This window comes from Dyella sp. 01N448 (genome assembly GCF_056399225.1).
This window is the reverse complement of the sequence record NZ_JBFTQX010000001.1, coordinates 427,724-450,283: the sequence shown is the minus strand read 5'-3', so window position 1 is coordinate 450,283 and position 22,560 is coordinate 427,724. Positions and strand designations below refer to the sequence as shown.

The 22,560-nt window shown below is 61.3% G+C and carries 15 protein-coding genes; 12 read left to right on the top strand and 3 right to left on the bottom strand.

All coding sequences use genetic code 11. The features are described 5' to 3' along the window. The first annotated feature begins 8 nt into the window (after positions 1-8). Entirely contained in the window at positions 9-4,721 is a 4,713-nt protein-coding gene (locus AC1DKY_RS01980; RefSeq protein WP_441602075.1) for a hypothetical protein, read from the top strand. A gap of 104 nt (positions 4,722-4,825) precedes the next feature. Here AC1DKY_RS01980 and AC1DKY_RS01975 read toward each other — a convergent pair whose 3' ends face one another. Continuing rightward, positions 4,826-5,458, bottom strand: coding sequence for a TetR/AcrR family transcriptional regulator (locus AC1DKY_RS01975; RefSeq protein WP_441602074.1), 633 nt, complete (start codon positions 5,456-5,458; stop codon positions 4,826-4,828). A 144-nt stretch (positions 5,459-5,602) separates the two neighbouring features. On the opposite strand from AC1DKY_RS01975, the gene AC1DKY_RS01970 reads away from it, so the two are divergent. From AC1DKY_RS01970 to AC1DKY_RS01945, 6 genes are all read left to right on the top strand, one after another. Next, positions 5,603-6,490, top strand: a complete 888-nt coding sequence (locus AC1DKY_RS01970; protein ID WP_441602073.1) for an alpha/beta fold hydrolase — start codon at positions 5,603-5,605, stop codon at positions 6,488-6,490. Next, complete coding sequence (locus tag AC1DKY_RS01965; protein WP_441602072.1) at positions 6,480-7,292, top strand: SDR family NAD(P)-dependent oxidoreductase; 813 nt, start codon at positions 6,480-6,482, stop codon at positions 7,290-7,292. Before AC1DKY_RS01970 ends, AC1DKY_RS01965 begins: the two co-directional genes overlap by 11 nt. A gap of 51 nt (positions 7,293-7,343) precedes the next feature. Continuing rightward, entirely contained in the window at positions 7,344-7,718 is a 375-nt protein-coding gene (locus AC1DKY_RS01960) for a hypothetical protein (protein ID WP_441602071.1), read from the top strand. Positions 7,719-7,970: 252 nt separating this feature from the next. Beyond that, positions 7,971-9,842: a PAS domain-containing sensor histidine kinase gene (locus AC1DKY_RS01955; RefSeq protein ID WP_441602070.1), complete on the top strand. Its 1,872-nt coding sequence runs from the start codon at positions 7,971-7,973 to the stop codon at positions 9,840-9,842. A 97-nt stretch (positions 9,843-9,939) separates the two neighbouring features. Further along, positions 9,940-10,308 (top strand): response regulator, encoded by a 369-nt coding sequence (locus tag AC1DKY_RS01950; protein WP_441602069.1) that lies wholly within the window; start codon positions 9,940-9,942, stop codon positions 10,306-10,308. 44 nt (positions 10,309-10,352) lie between these two features. After that, positions 10,353-10,988, top strand: a complete 636-nt coding sequence (locus AC1DKY_RS01945) for a response regulator transcription factor (protein ID WP_441602068.1) — start codon at positions 10,353-10,355, stop codon at positions 10,986-10,988. An 87-nt stretch (positions 10,989-11,075) separates the two neighbouring features. On the opposite strand, the gene AC1DKY_RS01940 is transcribed toward AC1DKY_RS01945, so the two are convergent. Further along, positions 11,076-11,897 (bottom strand): alpha/beta fold hydrolase, encoded by an 822-nt coding sequence (locus AC1DKY_RS01940; RefSeq protein WP_441602140.1) that lies wholly within the window; start codon positions 11,895-11,897, stop codon positions 11,076-11,078. A gap of 310 nt (positions 11,898-12,207) precedes the next feature. Here AC1DKY_RS01940 and AC1DKY_RS01935 point away from each other — a divergent pair, with 310 nt between their 5' ends. The 5 genes from AC1DKY_RS01935 (at position 12,208) to AC1DKY_RS01915 (ending at position 19,364) form a co-directional block, all read left to right on the top strand. Further along, positions 12,208-13,236, top strand: a complete 1,029-nt coding sequence (locus tag AC1DKY_RS01935) for an alpha/beta hydrolase (RefSeq protein ID WP_441602067.1) — start codon at positions 12,208-12,210, stop codon at positions 13,234-13,236. 189 nt (positions 13,237-13,425) lie between these two features. Then, positions 13,426-16,230: a helix-turn-helix transcriptional regulator gene (locus tag AC1DKY_RS01930; RefSeq protein ID WP_441602066.1), complete on the top strand. Its 2,805-nt coding sequence runs from the start codon at positions 13,426-13,428 to the stop codon at positions 16,228-16,230. Between the two features lie 96 nt (positions 16,231-16,326). Continuing rightward, positions 16,327-17,361, top strand: coding sequence for an alpha/beta hydrolase (locus tag AC1DKY_RS01925; RefSeq protein ID WP_441602065.1), 1,035 nt, complete (start codon positions 16,327-16,329; stop codon positions 17,359-17,361). Between the two features lie 365 nt (positions 17,362-17,726). Continuing rightward, positions 17,727-18,257 (top strand): sigma-70 family RNA polymerase sigma factor, encoded by a 531-nt coding sequence (locus tag AC1DKY_RS01920; RefSeq protein ID WP_441602064.1) that lies wholly within the window; start codon positions 17,727-17,729, stop codon positions 18,255-18,257. Between the two features lie 540 nt (positions 18,258-18,797). Beyond that, the gene (locus AC1DKY_RS01915; RefSeq protein ID WP_441602063.1) at positions 18,798-19,364 is read left to right on the top strand and encodes an RNA polymerase sigma factor; all 567 of its coding nucleotides are present in this window, start codon (positions 18,798-18,800) and stop codon (positions 19,362-19,364) included. Between the two features lie 180 nt (positions 19,365-19,544). On the opposite strand, the gene AC1DKY_RS01910 is transcribed toward AC1DKY_RS01915, so the two are convergent. Beyond that, positions 19,545-22,529, bottom strand: a complete 2,985-nt coding sequence (locus tag AC1DKY_RS01910; protein ID WP_441602062.1) for a TonB-dependent receptor domain-containing protein — start codon at positions 22,527-22,529, stop codon at positions 19,545-19,547. Positions 22,530-22,560 lie beyond the last annotated feature (31 nt).

Here is a 22,560-nt window from a genome sequence, read left to right as displayed (position 1 = left end):
AGACGATCATGGCGGAAAAACTGGTCTGGACCGTGCTGCCCAACGGCTTCGACAAGCAGGGCCACCTGCGCGTGTCCATCGTGCTTTCACCCAGGCTTACCCCGGATCCGGACAGTGGCAATGCGCAGGCGCTGCTGTCGGGCTATCCGGATTTCCTGGACTGGCCCGCAACGCTGGCACAGCTCGGCTTTTGGCTGAAGACAGATGGCGCGACGTTCGATCTCAAGGTCGACCAAGTCGCCGACAGCGTCAGCTGGAAGAAGCTGTTCACGCCAGACATGGGCGTGGCGCCGTTCGTGTACACGGACATGAGCCAGCACAACCTCCATTCCTTTCCGGTGCGCCACGTCGTGCGTTTCCTGAAGGACCACTACGGCGACCTCGCCGCACAGCAGGGGCTGGATCGCCCCGCCCTGTTCCCCATTGGCCGCAGTCCGTTCAAGCCGATGATCACCCAGGCGGCCGGCGGCGAACGCTGGGGCCGGCGCAAGTACGACAACCGCCGACCCAATGGCATCGGCGACTTGCTGGCGAACAGCGACATCGACCAGCGAGTGCGTGGCGAATACTTCGGCAAACACAGCAAATATGTACCGGAACAGATCGTCGGCATCGACGGCCGCCTCACCGCCAACAAGAAGCACACACCAACGCGTGCACTACCGGGCGATCTACCCCCGGGCCTCAAGAACCTGTTCGGCAAGAGCACGCCGGCTTACGCGCTTTACCAAGCGAACCGGTTCTATTCGCGGGAAGAGACGCCGCCGACCTACGTGCCTTATCCCGATCCCACCGTGACCAGGCAAGCCATACCCACGCCGAAATACGACTTCCACAAGGTGGTGGGTTCGTTCGGTGATGCGCCGAAGTTGATGCGCACGCTCGGCCTGGTCATCGATGCCACCGTGGTCGGCGCGGAACCACTCATCGAACAGGGGCGTGCCAGCCCCGCCGGCATCGCCGGCACCATGCAGCTGGTGGTCAAGCACCGTGGACACAGCACCGCCGAGGACTCCACGCCACGCACGGCCTGGCACCTGACCGGCAGGCGCTTCATCGTGCGCAGCCGCACGACCACCGATGTCACGGACGGATTCCTGGCGCTGGCCGGCGCGATGGAAGTAGCGCGCTCGGATGACGCCAAGGGCGCCGACAGCAGGTCACCCTTCAGCCTGATCCAGGTCGATGCCGACGGTTCAGCGATCAAGACGGTGAACTTCGTCAACAGCACGCTCACCCACCTGCAGAACACGCCTGATCCGGACGACGACGACCCTCTGGGCAAACCGGCAGGGATCGCGTACACCACCAACAACAACCAGGAGGCCACGCCTGCGCTGCGCTCGGCCGGCATCACCGTGACGCGCCACAACCGCGCTACCGACCTGGCAGCGGACCTCGCTGCGCATTCGCTCAAGAACGATGCACTGGACGACGCCGGCCAGTCCGCGAACGTGCTGCTCTACGCCGAAGATGTGCTGCGCGGCTTCCGCGTGGATGTGCGGGAGAAGCGCACTGGCCAGTGGCGCTCGCTGTGCGCCCGCATCGCCAAGTATCGGGTCACCAAGGACCAATCGAAGCTCATCGATGACGTGCCGGACGAAGGTTGCGTGCAAGGGCCTTCGACCACCACCCAGGCCGCGCCGAAAGACGTGGACAACAACAAGGACACCCAGGATCACTACCTGCACGAGGCACTGTTCAAGTGGGCTGGCTGGAGCCTGGTCGCGCCACGTCCCGGCAAGCGCATCGTGCCCATCAACGAACACGGCCTGATCCAGGAAGAAACCGTGCAGGCGCACGCCGATGCCGATGCCGCCGACGGCGCGTCGCCCGTGCTGACGGTGACGGAGTCGCGACAGGGCACGCTGCCGCGCCTTCGCTTCGGCGATACCTATCGCTTGCGCGCGCGCACGGTCGACCTCGCCGGCAACAGCCTGGAGTTGGACGACAAGTCGATTTCCGATCTGGAGCAGGCCAGCGAAGAAATCACCTATCGCCGCCTGGAACCCGTGGACCCGCCGGTACTCTCGCTGCACGGCCGCGTGTCGGAAGGCGAGTCGTTGGAGCGGGCCGTGATCCGCTCCGATGTGGTGGCGACGGACGCGGGCTACCAGAGCCTGTCCACCAGCCAGTACATCGCGCAAGGTCCCTATGCGCTAAACGATCCACTGGTGAGCGGTTTCGCATACGTCGATGTCAATCTCCGTCACGTGGTGCCGCCGAAAACCTCGCAGACGCTGGCCGAGCAGCACGGCTGCTTCGACGACGCCTTCGATGCACCCGCCGGCCCCGGCAAGAACGCCGCCATCCACCAGGCCTTCGACCTGATCGCCAAGCGCGAGGCCGGCACCCTGTATGACGGCGGGGCAGCAGTGAAGATCATCACGCCCGCCATCGATGGCGCGTCCAAAGAACAAGCGCTGGCGCAGTCACCACCCGAAGGCTTCCGACTGCAGCCGGGCGAATACGTCGTGCACACCGAAGATCGCCTGGCCACGCCTTACCTGCCTGACCCCACGGCAGCGGCCGTCGTACTTCGCGGCGTGCCGGGCATCGTCGCGCCGGTGGTGATCGACGCCGCCGACAACGTGCACGCCGACTACATTCCACTCACCCAGGAACTCGTGCTCTACGTGCCATTGAAAGGCACCTGGCCTGACATCGATGGATTCCGCATCGCCATCATCGAACTGGCCGAACAGATCGACGCGGCGCCATGCACAGACACCGTCGACGCCACGCATGCCCTTCCGACCTGGGACAGCGCCAAACGCACGCTGACGATCTTCCTGCGCAAAGGCGAGATTGCACCCGTGCGCTACTCCACCGGCATCCGCGTGGACCATATCCTCAAGATGGGATTGCCCGCATGGACCAGCACGCCGCTGGGCGGTGTCTGGGCGGCCATACTCGGTATCTGCGGCGCCAACTGGACGATGACGCCCGATCGCACGCTCACCCTCGTGCATGCCACCCAGCATCCGGTGTGCGAGCCGACCTTCCTCACCATCCATACCAAACGCGAAACGGGCGCCACGTGGCTCGACTTCCAGGGTGAAACCTTCGTGCGCTATCACGCGCGCAGCACCGGTCAACTCGAAGTGATGGCCGACTGGATGGAGTGGATCGACGACCCGGCCGCAGGCAAGCCGTACCGCAAGCACGTCACGGCGCGGCTCAAGCCCGTGCGCATCGAGCAGCCCGGCATCGACACCAGCGAGCCCACCAGGTCGGACTTCGGACTCCTGGGACCCTTGCCCGACAGCGGCACGGTTCGCCCGCATGTGCGCCACGATTTCGGCGACCAGAAGTTCCGCTTCGTACGCTACAGCCTGCTGGCGACAACGCGCTTTCGCGAATACCTGCCGCCATCGATCACGGCTGACCCGGCACAGGTGACGCGGCAAGGGCAGCCCTGTTTGCGCGATGCGCTCGCGCTGCCTGCGAACTATCACGACGACACCGTTGAAGCGACCGACGTGGCATGCGGCGCGCCCTTGCTCCTATCGAACGTTGCGCCGCAGGGATACATCGTCCCCGCCTCGGGCCGGCCCAAACCGCCGCACCTGGTCTACATCATGCCTACGCAACACTGGTCCGACGCGGAGGTCGGCGGTGTGCATCGCGTGGTACGCGACGGCGGCACCTTGCGCATCTATCTGGAGCGCCCCTGGTTCACCTCCGGCGATGGCGAGCTATTGGGCGTCGTCGTGATCTCGGGCAGCAATCCCCAACAACTGTGCCACCTGACCGAGCCGAGCGAAGCTTTCGTCAGCCAATGGGGACAGGACCCGTTGTTCGACTCCACGTTGCCACACGGCACGCTGACCGCCGCCGCGTTTCCCAACGCCGTCTACACGCAAACCGAGCGTCTTCCCGAAGCCAATCAAGACATGCTGATTGCCGGGCACCGCGTCTACTTCGATGCGGAGCGCAACGAGTGGTTTGCCGAAGTGCGCATCGACGCCGGCGACAGCTACATGCCCTTCGTTCGCCTGTGCCTCGTGCGCTATCAACCCAACGCGAACCATGACGTACGCTTGTCGACCGTCGTGGTCGCGCCCTATGCGCAACTCCTGCCGCGCCGTCGCATCGACGTATCCAAAGCGCGCGATGCGTATACGTTCAAGGTGTATGGCCCGGTGCCCACGCAAGGCGCGGGCTCCACCGCCGCCATGTATCCGGGCGTGTCGTCCCTGCTAAGTGAATACTTTGGCCCCGGACCCGGCCACAACCGCATCGAAGTCGTGCTGCAATGGCAGAACACGACCTTCGAAACCGACCTCGACTGGTTCGACGTACCCAACCAGACCCACCCCAGCGCCGACGCCACCCCCCAACAAGCGGTGCTCGGCCTGCTCGACCAGATCGGCGCCACCATGCTGACGAGCTTTGCCCAAGATCAACACGTCGCAACGACGACACCCGCGCCTAGCCGGGAAGCGGCGACAGCAAACGTTGCGCAAACAGCAAAGATCACCCACCTCACCCCAGAGCTGATCGCACAACTGGTCTCACTCGACACCTGCGTCTGGGTCGGCCGTATCAGCGTACCCGCCAACCTCCAAGGCAAACGCCTGCGCCTGATGCTGCGCGAATACGAACGGCATCTGTCCGACCAGGAAGTCGTCGTCCAGCCGTTTCCGTTCCATCAGCCCAAGGTGGTTGAGCGCCTGGTCTTTGCGCGGGAGTTTCCGTTGGCGCCTGCCATCACCTGACCCTACGATGCATTGTGGGGCGGCCAAATCGACGGCCCTATCCTGTCATGTCCGCCATGGATCGGAGACTGACATGAGTGCGCGCAACCGCCGCCCTGCCGTGCTCAGGATGGCTCAGGAGATGCACCGATTCCGCGCAAAATTCGCTGCACAACTTCGGCGCCTATGCGTTCGACTTCCCCCTGTGCCGGAGCTACGTTGCCCACTCTCAGCGCCGCCGCACCATGGACGGTGCTCCAAGTGAACAACAGATCGCCTGGTGATGGTGGCAGCGCCATCACGCCGGTTTCGTGCAGCCCTTGCAGTGCCGCCGGCAGATACGAGTAGCTGGTCGGTTTGCCCGTTTGCAATGCGTTGGCACGGGTTTGCACCGCATACGTACCAAAGATCAGGCGCCACATGGCCGGCTGATCGTCGGCGAAGCGCAGATACGCCACGCCCAAGCGGTGCAGGCGTGCAATCGCCTCCGGGCCATCTGCCGGCGGGGTGTGGAGATCGAATGCGTCAGCAAAGCGCTCCTGGAGCTGGGCGATGCCGATGGCAGCAAGCTCCGCCAGCAAAGCTTCGCGGCTGGCGAAGTGCCGGTACACCGCCGCGCCACTGACGCCCAGTCCCGAGGCGAGCTCGCGTAAAGAGATGTGCTCGATGTCAGCCGCCTTTCCTGCGGCCTCAAGCAGGGCCCGTCGCAGGTCTCCGTGGTGATACCGCCCTCCGGCAGGATCGGAGGGCTTAGTCATGGCTGAATGTTAACGCTGTTGACATCGGTAGTTTTGCGGTCTAAGTTAACGGTCATAACATTGATCCTTCGATGCCAGCGGCCATCCGATTTCGAAGCACGTCCTGACGCAATAACCCCATCCCCATCCAGCGATGGTCGCCCCATGACGCCTCCCAAACCCCATTCAATCAAGGTCTGGTCGATACCGACCAGTCTCAGTCAGTTAGCGGTCTACGATACCGGCATACCGGGCGGCGCGGGCGCCTCTTCGGAGGTGCTGGTCCTGTGGCCGTCGGTTCTGGCCGACCACCGGATCTACGATGCGCAGGTGGCCGCCCTGCGGGAATGCCATCGACTGATCCTCATCGACGGCCCCGGTCATGGCGCCAGCGGCCCATCGGCTGGCGGCTTCAGCATGGCGCAATGCGCGGATGCCTTGAAGCAGGTGCTGGACGTACTCCAGATCGTCAAGCCTGTCGTTTGCATTGGCACGTCCTGGGGCGGCCTCGTTGCGGGTGAGTTTGCGCTAAACCATCCCGAGCGCACTCGCGCCGTCGTCATGCTGAACACTCCTGTCTTCAAGACCCGTGCGCGCTGGCGCGATAGCTTCGTCAGTTGGGGCGCACGCTGGCTGAAATTTACCAAGGTATACGTACAGGGTGTGGCCGATGCTTATTTTATGCCCGAGACGCGAAAGCGCGAGTCCGCCCTGATGGAAGGATTCCGCGAACATATCCGGCGGGCCGACGGCAGGGCGCTGTCGCAGGCCGTTCGTTCGGTACTGCTGGAAAGAGACGATCTCTCGTCGCGTCTGAAGAACATTGCTGCGCCAACGCTTTTCGTCGCCGGAACGCACGATGCCATGTACCCGGTGGACGATCTTCGCCATGCGGCCGCTCAGTTGACGCGCGGCCGCTTCATCGAGCTGCCAACGGCCCATCTCTCGGTAGTCGACGCTCCCGCTGAAACCACGCGAGCCATCGATTCGTTCTTGAACGAGCTGAACCTCACGAGCCCCTTAAGGCTCAGGGAGCTGAAGCTTGAAGAATGAACGGCAAGTTGTACTGGTCACCGGCGGCACGCGGGGCATCGGTGCAGCGATCGCCTCGCAGCTCCGTGGACGGGGGCATCGCGTGTACGTGACCCAGCGCGCGCCGGTTGAGCGCGGGCCGCAGGGCAGCCCCGAGGTGCTGAGTCTGGACATTACCAGCGCGGCCTCGGTCGAGGCTTGTGTGCAAGAACTGCTGCGGCGTGAGGGTCACATCGATGCGCTGATCAACAATGCCGGCTACGACCTGTTCGGTGCCGTGCTGGAGACCCAGTGGCACGAATTCATGGATCAGCTGGACACGAACTTTCTCGGCGCGGTGCGCATGGTCCAGGCCGTCTTGCCGCACATGCTGGAACGCCGCTCGGGGCGCATCATCAACATCAGCTCGATCGGAGGTGAGATTGGCCTTCCGATGAACGCGGCTTACTCAGCCAGCAAGTTTGCCCTCGAGGGCTACACCGAATCGCTGCGCCATGAGCTGATGCCTCTTGGCCTCTATGCCTGCACTGTCAGCCCGAGCCCGGTGGCCACTGGCTCGCTCGAGCAGTCGATTCGAGAAGTCAGTGCGGCTGACAATCCGTTCGCTCACAGGCGAGCCCAGTTGGTTAGCCGCATGCGCCGCGACGGCCTTGCGAGTCGCACTCGGCCCGAGCATGTGGCGGCCGCTGTCGTGCAAGCCATCCAAGCCCGAGTGCCGGCGCCGCGTTACCGGGTAGGCTCGCTCGCGCGCTGGATCCCTCGCCTGAAAGGCTGGCTGCCCGACTCGCTGTTTGAGCGATTCATGCGCCGCACCTTTCCCTGATCTGCAAGTCCGTTCGTACAAGCCTCTGGGCGTGACTGTTGGAGAATCACCGTGATCGTCGACCACATTCGCATCATTCTATGGGTCAGCGGCGCGTTTACCCTGCTGCCGATCATTGTCTTTCTGCTTCCAGCACAGGGGCCAAGACTCCTCTTCGGAATCGAAGCACCCGAAGGGGCCGGTGGGCTGCTCACGCGACATTGGAGCTTGCTGGCGCCGAGCCTGGGAGCGTTACTGATCTATGCCGCGTGGCACCCGGAACTTCGCGTTCCGCTGATGTTGGCTGCAGGCATCGAGAAAGCTGGGCTCATCGGCTTGATCGTGGCGAGCTGGAAAAAACCGTACGTGACCCGCATGCGACCCATTGCCGCTTTCGACCTGGCCATCGTGTTGGTCTACGCCATCTATCTCTGCCGCGAACTTTGATTGACCACCCAAACCCGATCGGTTTAAGGAGAAACACACACAAAGGAGTACGGCTTACTTATCGACCGGCTTGATTCGCAGTGCGCGCTTGACCGCGTGTTACGACCCACCGCTTGCGTAGACGGTTAGGCACTCGACATGACCCGAAGCAGACAGCATTCGATTGGAGTCCAGAGGAGCGGCGATCCAACATCTACCGCCGAGCTGTTCATTCATTATGCTATCGCAGGTCAGCTTTCTCGAGAGTCTCGTATGAAAAGCCAGCTGCGGGTCATTGGGGCCGTTGCCCTGTCACTCGCCGTCTTCATGGTCGACGCATTTACGACGGTAAACGGCGCTATAGCTGTCGTCTACATCGTGGCAATTCTCCTGGTTGCCCCCTTGGGCTTACGAGCCATCATCGCGGCGGCGGCCGCCGCCGTGGTGTTCACGCTTCTGGCGTTCGTCCTGCAACACGGTGACAAGCTCAACAGTAGCGCGCTGATCCGCCTTGGCGTTTGCATCGTCGCCATCTCCTTGACGACAGTCCTGATCCTCCGGGACCGAGCCACCCGCACATCACTGGTTGAGCAGGCCAGGATTCTCGAGCTATCACACGACACGGTCATCATCAGGGACAAGAATGACGTCATCGTCTATTGGAACGACGGCGCCGAGAAACTGTACGGTTGGATGCGGAGCGAGGCGGTCGGCAAGCACTGTGAGAGCTTGCTCAAGTGCCAGTTCTCCTCGGAAGAAGTCCAGGCCGCCTTTGATCTGGAAGGCCACTGGACTGGTGAATTGATTCGTACGCGCCGCGATGGTGCGTCGCTTACCCTCGCGAGTCGCTGGCTCCAGCGTAAGGACGATGCGGGAAAGCCTGTTGGCGTCATTGAGTCCAGTGCAGATGTCACAGCGCAGTTGAAGCATGACGAAGCACGACGTGCGTCGGAACAACGCTATCGGACCATATTCGAGACTGCAGGCTTTGCTACCTGGGAGTCCAATTGGTTGGAATCCAAACGCGTTCTCGACCAATACACGGGCGACGTACGTCATTTGGAAGATTGGCTGTTGGCCAATCCCGAAATCACTCAAGCTGCCATCCGGGGAGCCATTATCCGCAACGCGAACCCCGCCGCGGTACGGCTATTCCATGCAGACAGCAACGAAACACTCTCAGGTACAAATCTGTGTGGCCGGTATCTACCCGATAGTTTCCCCGCCATCGCACAGCTACTTGCAACGTTGCTTAGAGGCGAACGCGGGGCAGAGAACGAAGTCCGCTTGAAAACGCTGACAGGGGACGTTGTCGACGTGGTCCTTCGCGTCAATATTCTTCCCGACTCACACGACTGGACACATGTCTTGGTCATGGCTTTCGACGTCACCGAACAGAATCTATCGCGTGCCCGGATCGAACAGACGTCGGCCGAGCTGGCTCATGCCGCCCGCGTCTCGCTGCTAGGGCAGCTCTCTGCATCCATCGCGCACGAAGTCAATCAACCACTCACAGCGATCCTCAACTACGCCCGCTCGGGCGAACGCTGGCTGTCGAGGGAAGATCCCGATCTGGTTGAAGTTTCTTCGAGTCTTCAGCGCATCGTGACCAACGGGAACCGGGCAGCGGAGGTGATCAAGCGAGTCAAGACGCTAGCCAGGAAGACCCTGACTCCCGCAGCAAGCTTTAGTCTCCCCGAGATCGTCGAGGACGCACTTGGACTCGTGCGGCATGACGCAAAGTTACAGGGCGTCAAGCTCAGGCAATCGTCGGACGGCCCTCTCCCCCTTGCTTTCGGTGACCGAGTTCAAGTGCAACAGGTTCTCGTGAACCTTATCGTCAACGGCCTCCACGCCATGCGAGATGTCGCCGATCGGAAGAAGGATTTGCGGATCTCTCTTGGCGTTGCACCTGAAGGGCTGCTTCGCGTCGAAGTACGGGATGTGGGTATGGGCTTTGCGCCGGAGGCCATTGGCAAGGTGTTCGATCCATTCTTCACGACCAAGGCCGAAGGCATGGGCATGGGCCTTTCCATCTGCCGCTCCATTATCGAAGCGCAAGGAGGGCACATCCAGGTGAACAACAATCAAGGGCCAGGCGCGACGGTAACCTTTACCGTCCCCGCGACTCCAGCAAACACATAGGCGAGGGTGCAACACCTATACATTCGGATGGTGGAGAACGGCATCCGAAACATGGAGAATGGCTCCGAAAGTTCCTGTACAGGGCATGGAGTTGTTCTTGAGCCAGGTTCATACCATCGGCGTTGTTGATGATGACGAGGATGTGAGGGATAGCATCGTCGCTGTCTTTCGCTCCGAGGGCATTGGCGTGTATGCCTTTTCAAGCGCAGAGTCCCTTCTGGCCTTCCCGCTGATCGATACGCTGGAGTGCCTGGTCACGGATCTTCACATGCCGGGAATTGATGGGTTCGGGCTAAGACGCGAACTGATGGACCAGGGAAAGCATTTGCCGGTAGTCATGATGACGGCATTCGCGACTCCCGAGGCGCGAGACATGGCAGATAGCCTCGGCATCGCGGAATTCCTTGAAAAGCCCGCCGATCCGGACGAGCTCTTGAAAGTAGTCAGGTCGCTTATCGCCAACTAGCAACACGTTCAATCGGCGGCTACCCAAACAGGTTGAGGCGCACCTTGGAAACTGCACTGATTTGCGTACTGGATGATGACCAAGACGTCAGGTCATCGTTGGAAAGCCTGCTGCGTTCCGCGGGATACAGCGTCCAGGGCTTTGCGACCCCCGAGGAATTCCTGGCGTGCGATGCGGCTGACACGGCCGTATGCCTGGTGCTCGACGTTCAGCTGGGCAGCGCCAACGGGCTGGATTTCCAGCAGGAGCTGGTCGAGGGTGACACGCCGATTCCTGTTATTTTGATCAGTGGTCACGGGGATATACCGATGACGGTACGCGCCATGCGCGCCGGCGCGGTCACCTTTCTATCCAAGCCTTTTGATGAGCATGAATTGCTCGCGGCGGTGCAAGAAGCAGCTACCCGGGCTCGGATCCGAAGAGCAGAGGTCGACGCCTTTGCTTCCGTTCGCGCGAAGTTCGATAGCCTCTCTGCCAGAGAGCGCGAAGTTTTTGGCCTGGTAACCTCAGGTCTTCTCAACAAGCAGATCGCTGGTCGCCTCAATCTGAGCGAGATCACGGTGAAGATTCACCGGGGAAACCTGATGCGAAAGATGCAGGCCGAATCGTTGGCTAACCTGGTGCGAATGGCGGAGGCTCTTGGCATTCGCGAGCCGGTCTCCCGCTACAAACGCGACTGAGCAAGCGGCGCACGCTCTTCACGGTCGACCAAATTCCCAAAAGCGAGTTCGACCCACCGGCGTCATCGCTGGCGGGTCGACCTTTGCTCACTCCCGAATAAACGCCAGCAGATCGCGATTGAGCTCATCCTCGCGAGTGATCGGCAAGCCGTGCGGTGCGCCGGCGTAGATCTTCAACCTCGCGTTGGGTACCAGCTCCGCGGAGCGCTTGCCGGCGGCATCGATGGGCACAATTTGATCGTCATCGCCGTGGATCACCAGGGTCGGTACCCGAATGCGCTTCAGATCGTCGGTGTAATCGACCTCCGAGAACTCGCGAATGCAGTCGTACTGTCCCTTGATGCTGCCCATCATGCCCTGCAGCCAGAATGACTGGCGAACGCCTTCGGAAACCTCTGCATGAGGGCGGTTGTACCCAAAGAAAGGCAGCGTCAGGTCGAGGTAGAACTGGGAGCGGTTCTTGAGCACGGATTGGCGAATACCGTCAAAGACCTCAAGCGGCGTGCCATTGGGGTTATTCGCAGACTTCACCATGATCGGTGGGACCGCGCTCACCAGTACGGCTTTGGCGACGCGGGCGGCGCCTTGGTTTGCCACATAGCGCGCAACTTCACCACCGCCTGTCGAATGGCCGATGAGTACCGCGTCGCGCACATCCAGATGATCCAGTAATTCCGCCAGGTCGGCCACGTACTGGTCCATGTTGTTGCCTTGCCAGGTCTGGTCGGAGCGTCCGTGGCCTCGACGATCGTGCGCAATCACCCGATAGCCATGGGTCGCCAGGAACTGCATCTGCGAGTCCCACGCGTCCGAAGAAAGCGGCCATCCATGGGAGAAAACAACGACCGGCCCCGTTCCCCAGTCCTTGTAAAAGAGATTGGTTCCGTCTGACGTCTTGAAGGTGCACATGATGATGCCTCGTGTGGTGATGGTGACCACGATGGTTGGGCATCAAGCATGAAATGCAAAGATGGCGAAGGCTCATACAAAGGTATGTAGATAGCCCACGCCAGACGCTTTGGTGCATTGAATAGTGCTTAAAAGCAGCGGTTCAAGGCGCAGCATATGCGCATCTCTTGGCTGACTCATACCTTGGCATGAATATCGTCAGCTCGATGGTGTTGCTTAGATGCGCTCGTCCTCGGCATCGACTGATGTCGCAGAAGACGAACCCATCTCGGAGTTTCTCCGAGTCTGTCACTCGCTCACGGAGAACACCATGAAGCGCATCAACGGCCTTTTGGCCCTCATCATCGGAGCAGCCGTCATGTCTCAGTCCGTTTCCGCCGAAGACTTCAAGAACAACACGCACCTCGATCCCACCGTCCGGTCGTTCCTCACCGAACTCAGCAAGAACCCCAGCCCGTTCTGGCAGCTTCCGCAGCCCAAGCCGCAGGAGATCCTGACTGCCCTGCAGAACCAGACGCCGGTCGATATGTCGGGCGTGACGACGACGGAACGGACCATCACGCAGGATGGTCAATCCGTGAAGATCTACATCATGAAGCCGGATCATGCTGCAGCTAACCCCGGCGTCCTGTTCTTCATCCATGGCGGCGTGTGGATCGTCGGCAACTTCGACAATCACAAGCGCTTGTTGCGCGATCTCGTCGTCAAGTCCGGCCAGGTCGGCGTTTTCGTCGAGTACACCCCGCTGCCGCAGGCAAAGTTTCCGACTCAGCTGGACGAGACCTATGCCGCTCTTGTGTGGGTCGCGGCGCATGGCAAAGAAATCGGCGCAGACGGCAGCCGCATCGCGGTGGCCGGCAACTCGGTCGGCGGCAACATGACCGCAGCCATTTCCCTGATGGCCAAGGATCGCAAGGGCCCGAAGATTGCCTATCAGGTGCTGCTGGTGCCTGCGACGGATGCCAGTGTCGATAGCGAGTCCTACAAGAAGTTCGCTGATGGCTATTTCTTGTCGCGTGCCTTCATGAAGTACGGCTGGGATCTGTATGCGCCGGACGCCAAGACGCGTGACAACCCGTACGTCTCGCCGCTGCGCGCGAGCAAGGAAGAGCTGACGGGTCTTCCGCCGGCACTCGTCATCACGGCGGAAAACGATCCGCTCCGTGACGAAGGTCAGGCCTACGCCCGCAAGCTGACGGATGCCGGTGTTCCGGTGGCGGCCGTGCAGTACAACGGTACGATCCACGACTTTGTTGCGCTCAACGCTCTGCGCAAAATGCCGACGACCGAAGCGGCCCTTGACCAGATCGCTGACGGCATCCGCGAGCACCTGAACTGATCGGACGCGGAGCCACGAACTTCGTCGTACGATCTGCGCCCTCCGCCGTCATTCGACGCTGGAGGGCGCTTTTTTTTGGCAAGCGTGAGGTCGAACCCATCCAGAAGAAGTTGCTTCCCCAAATCTTGCGGATGGTAAGATGTGCATAACGCTGCGGAGTCTAGGCGTCGCGTCTGCGACGGTTGTGCGATGACCAACGGTCCGAAAAAGACGTACCCTGCTGTGCAGAAACAGCGCACGCGGGTCGCCCGGTCGCCGTCGCCTGTCTTGCAAGGCCGGGAGAAGGACATCGCCCTGATCGATCATCTGATCGACCGGATCGATCAAGGCGGATCGGCGCTTGTTATCAGCGGCGATGCAGGTATCGGGAAATCTGCGCTTCTGGAAATTGCCAGGCACCGAGCCAAAGAACGCGGCTTTACCGCACTGCATATGACCGGCGTTCTTGCCGAGGTCCATTTGCCGTATGCGGCACTTGAACTCGCCCTTCGTCCATTGAAGAAGCAGATCGCAAGCCTGGTACCTCGGCAGCGATCCGCATTGTTGTCTGCCTTTGGCATGCATGACGACGGGGGAGCGCCTGACCTCTTCCTGGTCGCACTCGCGACCTTATTTGTTCTGAGCGAAAGGGCCACCTCAACGCCCATCTTGTTCATTGCTGACGACGTCCAGTGGCTTGATCAGGCCACTTATGACGTCTTGTCGTTCATCTCGCGCAGACTCAGTTCAGACCCCATCATTCTCCTGGTGGCCATACGCGACGGTTTCGATCGCCCCTTCGGAGACACTGACACGTTGCGGCTCAGGCTTTCGGAACTGGGCGGTACCGATGCCGGGCAGTTGCTGGACACACACGCCCCCGATCTGTCGCCTGATCTACGCAGACTGTTCCTCACGGAAGCCGCCGGCAATCCGCTGGCGCTGTTGGAGCTGCCTCGCGGCAAACGCCCAACAGACGCAGGCGACCCGGCATGGCTTCCGTTGACCGAGCGTTTGGAACGCGCCTTCTCGTCTCGCTTGCCCGATCTTCCCGATGCTACCCGCACGCTGTTGTTCGTGGCAGCGGAGAATGATGGAGCATCGCTCCAGGAAGTGCTGCGTGCCGGCGAAGTCGTGCTGGGTGAGCGGGTGGGAGTCGATGTCTTGGCACCGGCCATCGCCGCCAGACTTATCGAAGTTGACAGAACGGAGGTGCGGTTCCGGCATCCCCTCGTTCGTTCCGCCCTCCATCAGGTGGCCGATCTGGCAACGCGCCAACAGATTCACGCCGCACTTGCCGCGACCATTGAGGGGCAGCTGGATCGTCGGTTGTGGCACCGCGCGGCGGCCATCATCGGGCCGGATGACGAGCTCGCAGCCGAGCACGATCGCATGGCGGAGCGCGCCTTGCGGCGAGGTGCGGTTGCGATGGCGATCGAGGTCCTGGAGAACGCCGCACGACTGAGCACCAGTGCAAGGGCGAAAAGTGACAGGCTTCTGCGGGCCGCCGAACTTGCGGCAGACCTGGGTCAACCGCAAGTGTTGGAACGCCTGTTGCGCCTGGTCGACGTGGACGAGTCGGACAACCTCACGCCCGTGCGCATCAGTTGGTGTCGTGAGATCAGCAAGCCCCCGGCGGTTTATGACGCCGCGAAAGTCGCGACCCTGATTGGCTTCGCCGCACAGGCCGACGCCGCTGGCGCGAAGGACCTGGCCTGCAATCTCCTGTGGCGCGCTGCGCAACGCTGCTGGTGGAGCAGTGCGAGTGGAGAACTCCGGGCCAGCATTCTCGTTGCGGCAAACCGGCTGGGCTTGCCAGAGGAAGATCCACGCCTGACCGCCATATCTGCCTATGTCGAACCGCTCCGGCGTAGCCGCAGCGTGCTCAATGCGCTGCAAAAGCTCACGGCCATCGACCACAGCGATCCGGCGATCGCGAGGGTCATCGCGACCACTCCCAACATCATTGGCGCCTTCGATTTCAGCGTGAGCATGCTCGCCGAGTTCAGTGCTGCGCTGCGCGCTCAGGGCCGGCTCGGCGAGCTCGCCCGCGTGCTTTTTGCCCGCGGATGGGCCGAAATGGAAGTCGGCAACTGGGCGGGCGCGATGAGGGAGGCCGAAGAATCCGCACGCCTTGCCGAGGAGACAGGCGGAACCTTATGGGTGGCCGCGGCCACTATCCTGAAAGCCAAGCTTGTGGGAATGCAGGGGAACCTGGACGAATCCGAAGCGTTTGCCGCGCAAGCGGAACGTCTACTTTTACCGGTTGGCGCCGGTTTCTTGCGGGCGTTGTTGCAGATCGCGCGCGGTGCCTCTGCCATCGGAGCAGGCCAGCATTGGCTGGCCTACGAACAGCTGCAGCGCGTTTTTTCGCCGGCCGACCCGGCCTTCAATTCAGGCCTTGAGTTTTTTGCGTTGGCGTATTTCGCGGAGGCAGCCGTTTTTTCCGGCCATCCGGACGCGGCCCGGCGTGTGATCGACCAGATCGAGCTGGCATCGGCCCCGACCCCGATGCCATGGGTCGAAACGATGCTCCATTACAGCAAGGCGTTGCTCGCTGCGCCGGCCGAAGCCGAACATTGGTTCCTGCTGGGCCTCGGCCCGGCTGCGAAGAACTGGCCATTCTTGCGTGGACGCCTGCTCCTTGCCTACGGCGAATGGCTGCGGCGGCAGCGCAGGCCTGCGAATGCAAGGGCTCCCCTGCGTGAGGCCCGCGACATCTTCGACGCACTCGGCGCCGCTCCCTGGAGCCACCGCGCACGCGAGGAGCTGCGCGCTTCGGGTGAATCCAGCCGCCAACGAACGGAGCGCATCTGGGAGACGCTGACCCCGCAGGAACTCCACGTCGCGCAGCTCGCGGCCGAAGGGCTTTCGAACAAGGAGATAGGGATCAGGCTGTACCTGTCGCACCGGACGGTTGGATATCACCTGCACCGAATCTTTTCCAAGACCGGTATTACATCTCGGTCGATGCTAGGCCCCATGCTCGCCGGCGTTGAAAACCCGGCAGGTTGATGGCCAACCGGTCATCAGACTGGTCATTTGACAGAAGCGACCATCCCCCCTCCAGGACTAGCTTTTCGCCATCCAATTCTTGGATGGAGAACGACCATGAAGCGCGTCTTTTCGCTCGCAACACTAGCCCTGGGAGCAGTCCTCATGACACAAGCCGCCTTTGCGGAGCCCGATGCCGCAACCGACCCCCGGATCGACCCCCAAGTCCGCGCCTTCCTGCGCGAAATCAACAAAGACTCAAGTCCATTCTGGGAGCTCCCTCAACCCAAGCCGCAAGAGATCCTGACGGGTCTGCAGAACAAGACCCATGTCGACATGTCCGGGGTGACCACGACCGAGCAGACCATCACCCAGGACGGTCAGACGGTGAAGGTCTACATCATGAAGCCCCAGCAGGTGACCGGTAAGCCGGGCGTTCTGCTGTTCATCCATGGCGGTGTCTGGATCGTCGGCAACTTCCAGAACCATCAACGCCTACTGCGGGACTTGGTGGTGGGCTCCGGTCAGATCGGCGTCTTCGTCGAGTACACATCACTACCGGAAGCTCGCTTTCCCACTCAGCTCGATCAGTCCTACGCCGTGCTGAAATGGGTCGCTGCCCACGCGGAAGAGTTCGGCGCCGATGGCAGCCGGATCGCAGTGGCCGGCAACTCGGTGGGCGGTAACATGTCCGCAGCGCTGGCGCTCATGGCGAAAGACCGGCATGGACCCAAGATCAGCTATCAGGTGTTGATGATCCCGGCGACGGACGCCAGCGTGGATACCGCGTCTTATCGAGAGTTCGGCACGGGGCGGTTTCTGGCCCGCGCGTTCATGAAATACGGCTGGGATCTGTACGCGCCGGACAGCAAGACCCGCGACAATCCCTATGTATCGCCGCTGCGTGCCACTTTGCAGGAGTTGAATGGACTTCCGCCGGCCTTGGTCATCACCGCAGAGAACGATCCTTTGCGCGACGAAGGCGAAGCATATGCACGCAAGCTCAAGGAAGCCGGAGTCTCGGTGATCGCCACACGGTACAACGGAATGATCCATGACTTCGTCCTGCTCAACGGCCTCCAGGCCGATCCCGAGCCGCAGGCCGCGATCCGCCAGATGTCAGCCGAGATCAAGGCCCACTTGGCGCAGTGATGCAGGTCTGTGAAGCAGAAGGCGGCGCCTGGACGCCGCCTTCTTGCCTGCGCGACCAGTCGTGACTCCAATCAAGCATGGAGCGCTCAGGATGCATCGGAGTGTCCCACGCCGGGTGGTGCAATCACCGCAGGACAAGTTCAAACAGGACTTGTTGGACTTCGCCAAGGCGTCATCGAGAAAGGTCGCAGCAGGAGTAAGGCTTCTGCCCTTCTCATCTCTCGCAGCAAGTGCAATAGAAAACACCTGATCGCGGATTTCGTGCACAGGCGGTGCTCATCACATCGGTAACGCCACTCACCGGCCAAATGCGCCGGAGGGCTTTTGTTTCTACGGATATTTTCTACGTTGGTATCAGGCTACCCATGAATGCCCGTACATGCCCAAAGCAAGACACCGAAGCTAGCGACAGGCTACTTCTTGAGCGCATCGCCGATGGCGATCGGGACGCTTTGGCGACGCTCTATTACGGTTATTACGAGAGCCTATGTGCGTTCCTGTATCGCCTGACCCGACACGCGGAGATCATCGATGAGGTGATCAATGAATGCTTCTGGATCGTCTGGCAAAAGGCAGCAGGCTTTCGACAGGCATCACTCGTATCTACCTGGATTATGGGCATCGCCTATCGCGCGGGGCTGAAGGCTCTGCGTCGGCGTGGTGCCGAACCTGTCGACGGAGATAACGTCAATCAATATCTCATCCCTTCAACCGATCCCGAGGAAGTTCGCGAGTTGCGAGATGGGATCACCAAAGGCCTCACCCCACTTAAGCCCAACCAGCGTCTGGTCTTCGAGCCCGTTTACGGAATTGGTCACAGCCTCGATGACGTGGCCACGATCACGGGCGTACCTGTGGGTACTGTGGGAAATGGTGTCAGGGACAATTGGGCATAGCTCAACCCGCCCAAATGTCCACACACCATTCTTCAAAAGACTGACTTCGCGCCGATCGCCCTTCCACTGCTTTTCATCTGCATATCTGCCTGGCCTCCTGAATTGAATTTCCATGCAGGCGGCCTTGCTTGTCCGCAGGGCGCGACGTCGCGGCTAAAACAGCCGACCCGAAAAATGCGTGGAGAATCCGCGCCTGTATCGGCCGTCCATTCGGAATCTTTACTCGACTTTGGAGGCCTGATGCGAGGTACCCAAAACGGCAACGCATACATCTGACCATAGCCTGAGATGGTCGCGTGCGCTCGCCTCCATCATCAGAAATTGCTCTGCAGAAACACGAGGCGCCCGATATGCGACGGGCCCCACAAAAGCATGCTTTGTCTTGCTTATGACATCGCAAAAACATACGCGCATATCGCAAGATGCCGTGGGCTCACTCCCCTACCCCAGCCCATCAATACAAGTAGAGCCACATACCGGCCGATAGCGCCGACGGGCTTCTATTCCCCTGAATATTTCAATATGGGCGTTAGGTCACTCATGAAGACCCGTTCCCACCGAGAGCAGGACACCGAGGCCATGGACAGGCTGCTCCTTAAGCGCATCGCCGATGGCGATCGAGATGCGTTGGCGACGCTCTACTACAACTATCACGGGAGACTTTGTGAGTTTCTCTATCGCCTGACCCGACATGCAGAAATCATCGATGAGGTGATCAATGAATGCTTCTGGGTCGTCTGGCAAAAGGCATCGGAGTTTCGACAGGCGTCCCCTGTCTCCATCTCGATCATGGGCATCGCCTATCGCGCAGGGCTGAAGGCGCTACACCGACGTGGTGCCGAACTTATCGATGCAGATTGCTTCACTCAAGCTCTGACGCCGTCGCCCAACGCCGGGAAACATTGCCAGTTGCGGGATCGGATCACCCATGGTCTTGCCCGCCTCACCTCCGACCAGCGCTTGGTATTTGAGCTGGTTTACGGCGCAGGCCATAGTTTGGACGACATAGCCGCCATCACTGGCATACCTTTGTGCACCGTGAAGGCGCGCCTGTTCCAGGCCAAAGCCAGTTTGCGCAATGTCCTTCCCTTCCTGGCCGGCGATTGAAACCATGCCGCTCAAACCTGGCGTGAGTGGAAGAGAAGGATGCGATCCACTGCGCCCTTGCTGTTACTGGCCGATGTCCAAGATCCGTTTCGGGTCGGAAGCGGATCCTTAGCGCCAAGGGAGTTCGAGTGGCCTGCCCATGTGCGCCAAGCCACTACGTTTCCTCAATAGACGCTCCTACTACTTGCGCTCCCCAAACCGATAAGTCGCCTGCAGGTAATACGCCCGCCCATACACGCTGTAATTGCTCGAGTTATACGGCGCACCCGACGTACCGGGATAACTGCCATCACGCGGCGGCATAGCGTTCAACAGATTGTTGACCTGCATCGAAAGCAGAAGGCTTGGCATCGGCTGATACGACACGCTGGCGTTGTAGCGGATCCATGGCGCCAACACGCCTGCGCCGGGATAGTCGTAGCCATTGTTGGAGGCGAGGTAGTTGGGTGTCTTGCCGTAGCGGTTGGCGTAGAGGGTGGCTGACCAGTTGCCGCGATGCCAGTTGGCCGAGGCATTGGCGCGCGTCTTGAAATCGGTGCTCCACGTGGGGTCGCGCAGACGGTCGACCATCGGATCGCCGGCGTACGGTTGATAGTCGTGCTTGAGCATGTCGGTGTAGGTCGCGGTGAAGTTCAGGTCGCCATAACGCCCAATGCCGAAGCCATAGCGAAAATCCGCCACCAACGCACCGATGACACGGCGTGAGACATTGACCTTGGTGCGATAGATCGACGTGATATCACCGATGGTGCCGTCGTTGGCAACGCCGGTACTGCGAGTGATCTGCGCCAAGGCGGTGCGGCAGGACGGTGTATTGATGTCCCGTTCGCCAAGCCGGCACAGCATCTCGTCGTTGAGCAGCGAGTCCACGCTCTGGTTCTGCACTTCGCCTTGCACGTTCCAGTGCAGGTAATCGACGCTGACCGCCATGCGGGACAACGGCGACCACACCACGCCGTAGCTCCAGGCGTTCGCTTCGATCGGCTTGAGCGCCGGGTTGCCCGACTGCTGGCCGAAGTACTGCACGTTGCCGTAGCGCGCCGGGCACTGGTCGATCTTGGGTCCGCGGTAACCAAGCGCGGCGCAATTGTAGTAATCCGTGGCGCTGCTGTAGAAGCCGCTCAAGCCCTGGAACTGATCGGATAGCGTCGGCGCCTTGAAGGCGGTGCCGACCTTGCCACGCAGCAGCAGCGTTTCGATCGGCCGATACTCCAGGCCGAGATTCCAGGTGGCGCTGGCCACCTGCTTGCCGGCCACCTTGTAGCTGTCATAGCGCGCCGACGCATCGACGGTCAGCTGACGCCACACCGGGGCGCGCAACTCCAGCGTGCCGGCGTAACGCGAACGATGGCCCGCACCCTGCACCGCCGTCGTGCCCCACACACCGCCATTCATCAGGCGCGCATCCGGTGTGTAATCCCACCCCTGGTTGCCGGTTTCCACCACCGCAGCGATTCCCGCATCGCCACCCGGCAAGGTGACCAGCGAGGCGTTGGTGAGCTGGCCGCGCGCCAGGTTGTCCCAGGTCTTGCTGCGGCTGCTGGTGTAGCCGGTGAAACTGCGGAAGTCGGCGACCGACATGGGGGTGTAGAACGCAGCGTAGTCGGGCGCGAAGCTGCGATAGCCGCGGCCGCGCGGGTCCGGCCCCAGGTCGGGGCCCAGCACGTGACTCACGAAGTAGTCGTTGATGGGGTCGGTCCAGCGCGCAAAGCCGCGCTGATTCAGCTGGTCGTCCGAATGCGTAAAGCCAAGGTCGTAATCCCACGCGCTGGAGCCCAGGCGCCCTTGTGCGCCCAGCGTGAGCATATAGGCGTTCTCCAGGGACTTGTTCATGATGGAGTCGTAGCCGCCCACGTCCTCTGGCGAAAACGCGCGCTGCATCTGCACGTAGTCACGCAACTTCGTGTCGTAGAAGTAGCGGTACTTGGCGCTGCTGCCCCACCACGTGTAATTGGAGCCTGTCGCGTAGCGGGTCTCGTTGTAGTTGTAGAGCAGGTCGCCATACAACTGCACGTGTTCGCCCGCATCGTAGCTGGCGTGCGTATACAGCTGCGCGTTCTCGGTGCCGTTGGCGAGCGTGCGGTAGCCCGGTGAATAGAACGAGCCGCAGTAGCTTCCATTGGGCGAGCGCACGCGATAGCCGGTGGTGCCGGCAAACTGTTCGGTCACGCGACTGCAGGCGCTGGCGTCGACCTTTTCCACGTTGATGTAGCGCCCGGTGGTGCCGCTCACCAGCAGATAATCGCCGCTGGCGATCGAAGGGCCGGTGCCGTCGGTGTTGCGCCGGCGGGTAAGCCCGCGCTGATAGCCCCAGATCGGATCGACGTTTTCGTATTGCACGCCACCCATCAGGTTGAAGCGGCCACGCTGAAACCCGTCACTGAAGCTCAGCCGCCTACTGACGCCACCACCTTCCTGATAGAAGCCGTAGCGCGCATCCAGCGACGCGCCATCGACATGCTTCTTCAGCACCACGTTGATCACGCCCGCGATCGCATCCGACCCATACAGCGACGACTGCGCGCCCGGCAGGATCTCGATGCGATCGACCAACTGCATCGGGATGCCGGACAAGTTGTTGAACACGTCCCGGCCGTTGTACAGCGCGGGGAAATTACCCATCGGCCGGCCATCGATCAGGTATTTGGTGAAACCCGGCGGCATGCCGAACAGGCTGAGCGTCTCCGCGCCCTGGGTGAACGAGGCGGAGCTCTGCGCACCCTGCACGCTGCCCGTGGCCACCGAGGATTGCTTCAACGCCTCGGCCACCGTGCCAAATCCGCGGGCCTGCAGCGACTCGCCGGAGATGATGATCAACGGCGCCGCGGTTTCGATCTCGACCTGAGGGATCAGCGAACCCGTTACCGTGATCGTTTCCAGTTTCTTAGTGCCGGGCTTTTGATCCGCATCGGCCTTGCGGCTATCCGTTTCCGCAGGGCGTGCGGATGCCTGCGGATCGGCGACGACATCCGGCGACACGCTCGCCGCACACAGACCCAGCAACGCGATGGCCAGGGTGGAACGACGGCGATAACGCAGCGCACCGGCCCCCATGATGGGCGGCCTTGCTGCTTCGTGAGGCGGCGCATTCCACACAGCGTGCGATGCGAAGGGGCGCGATGCGAACGACGGACACGTGCGTACCTGCAGACCTGGCCTAGCCATGATCGATTCCTTATGTCGTGAGAGGGTGGTT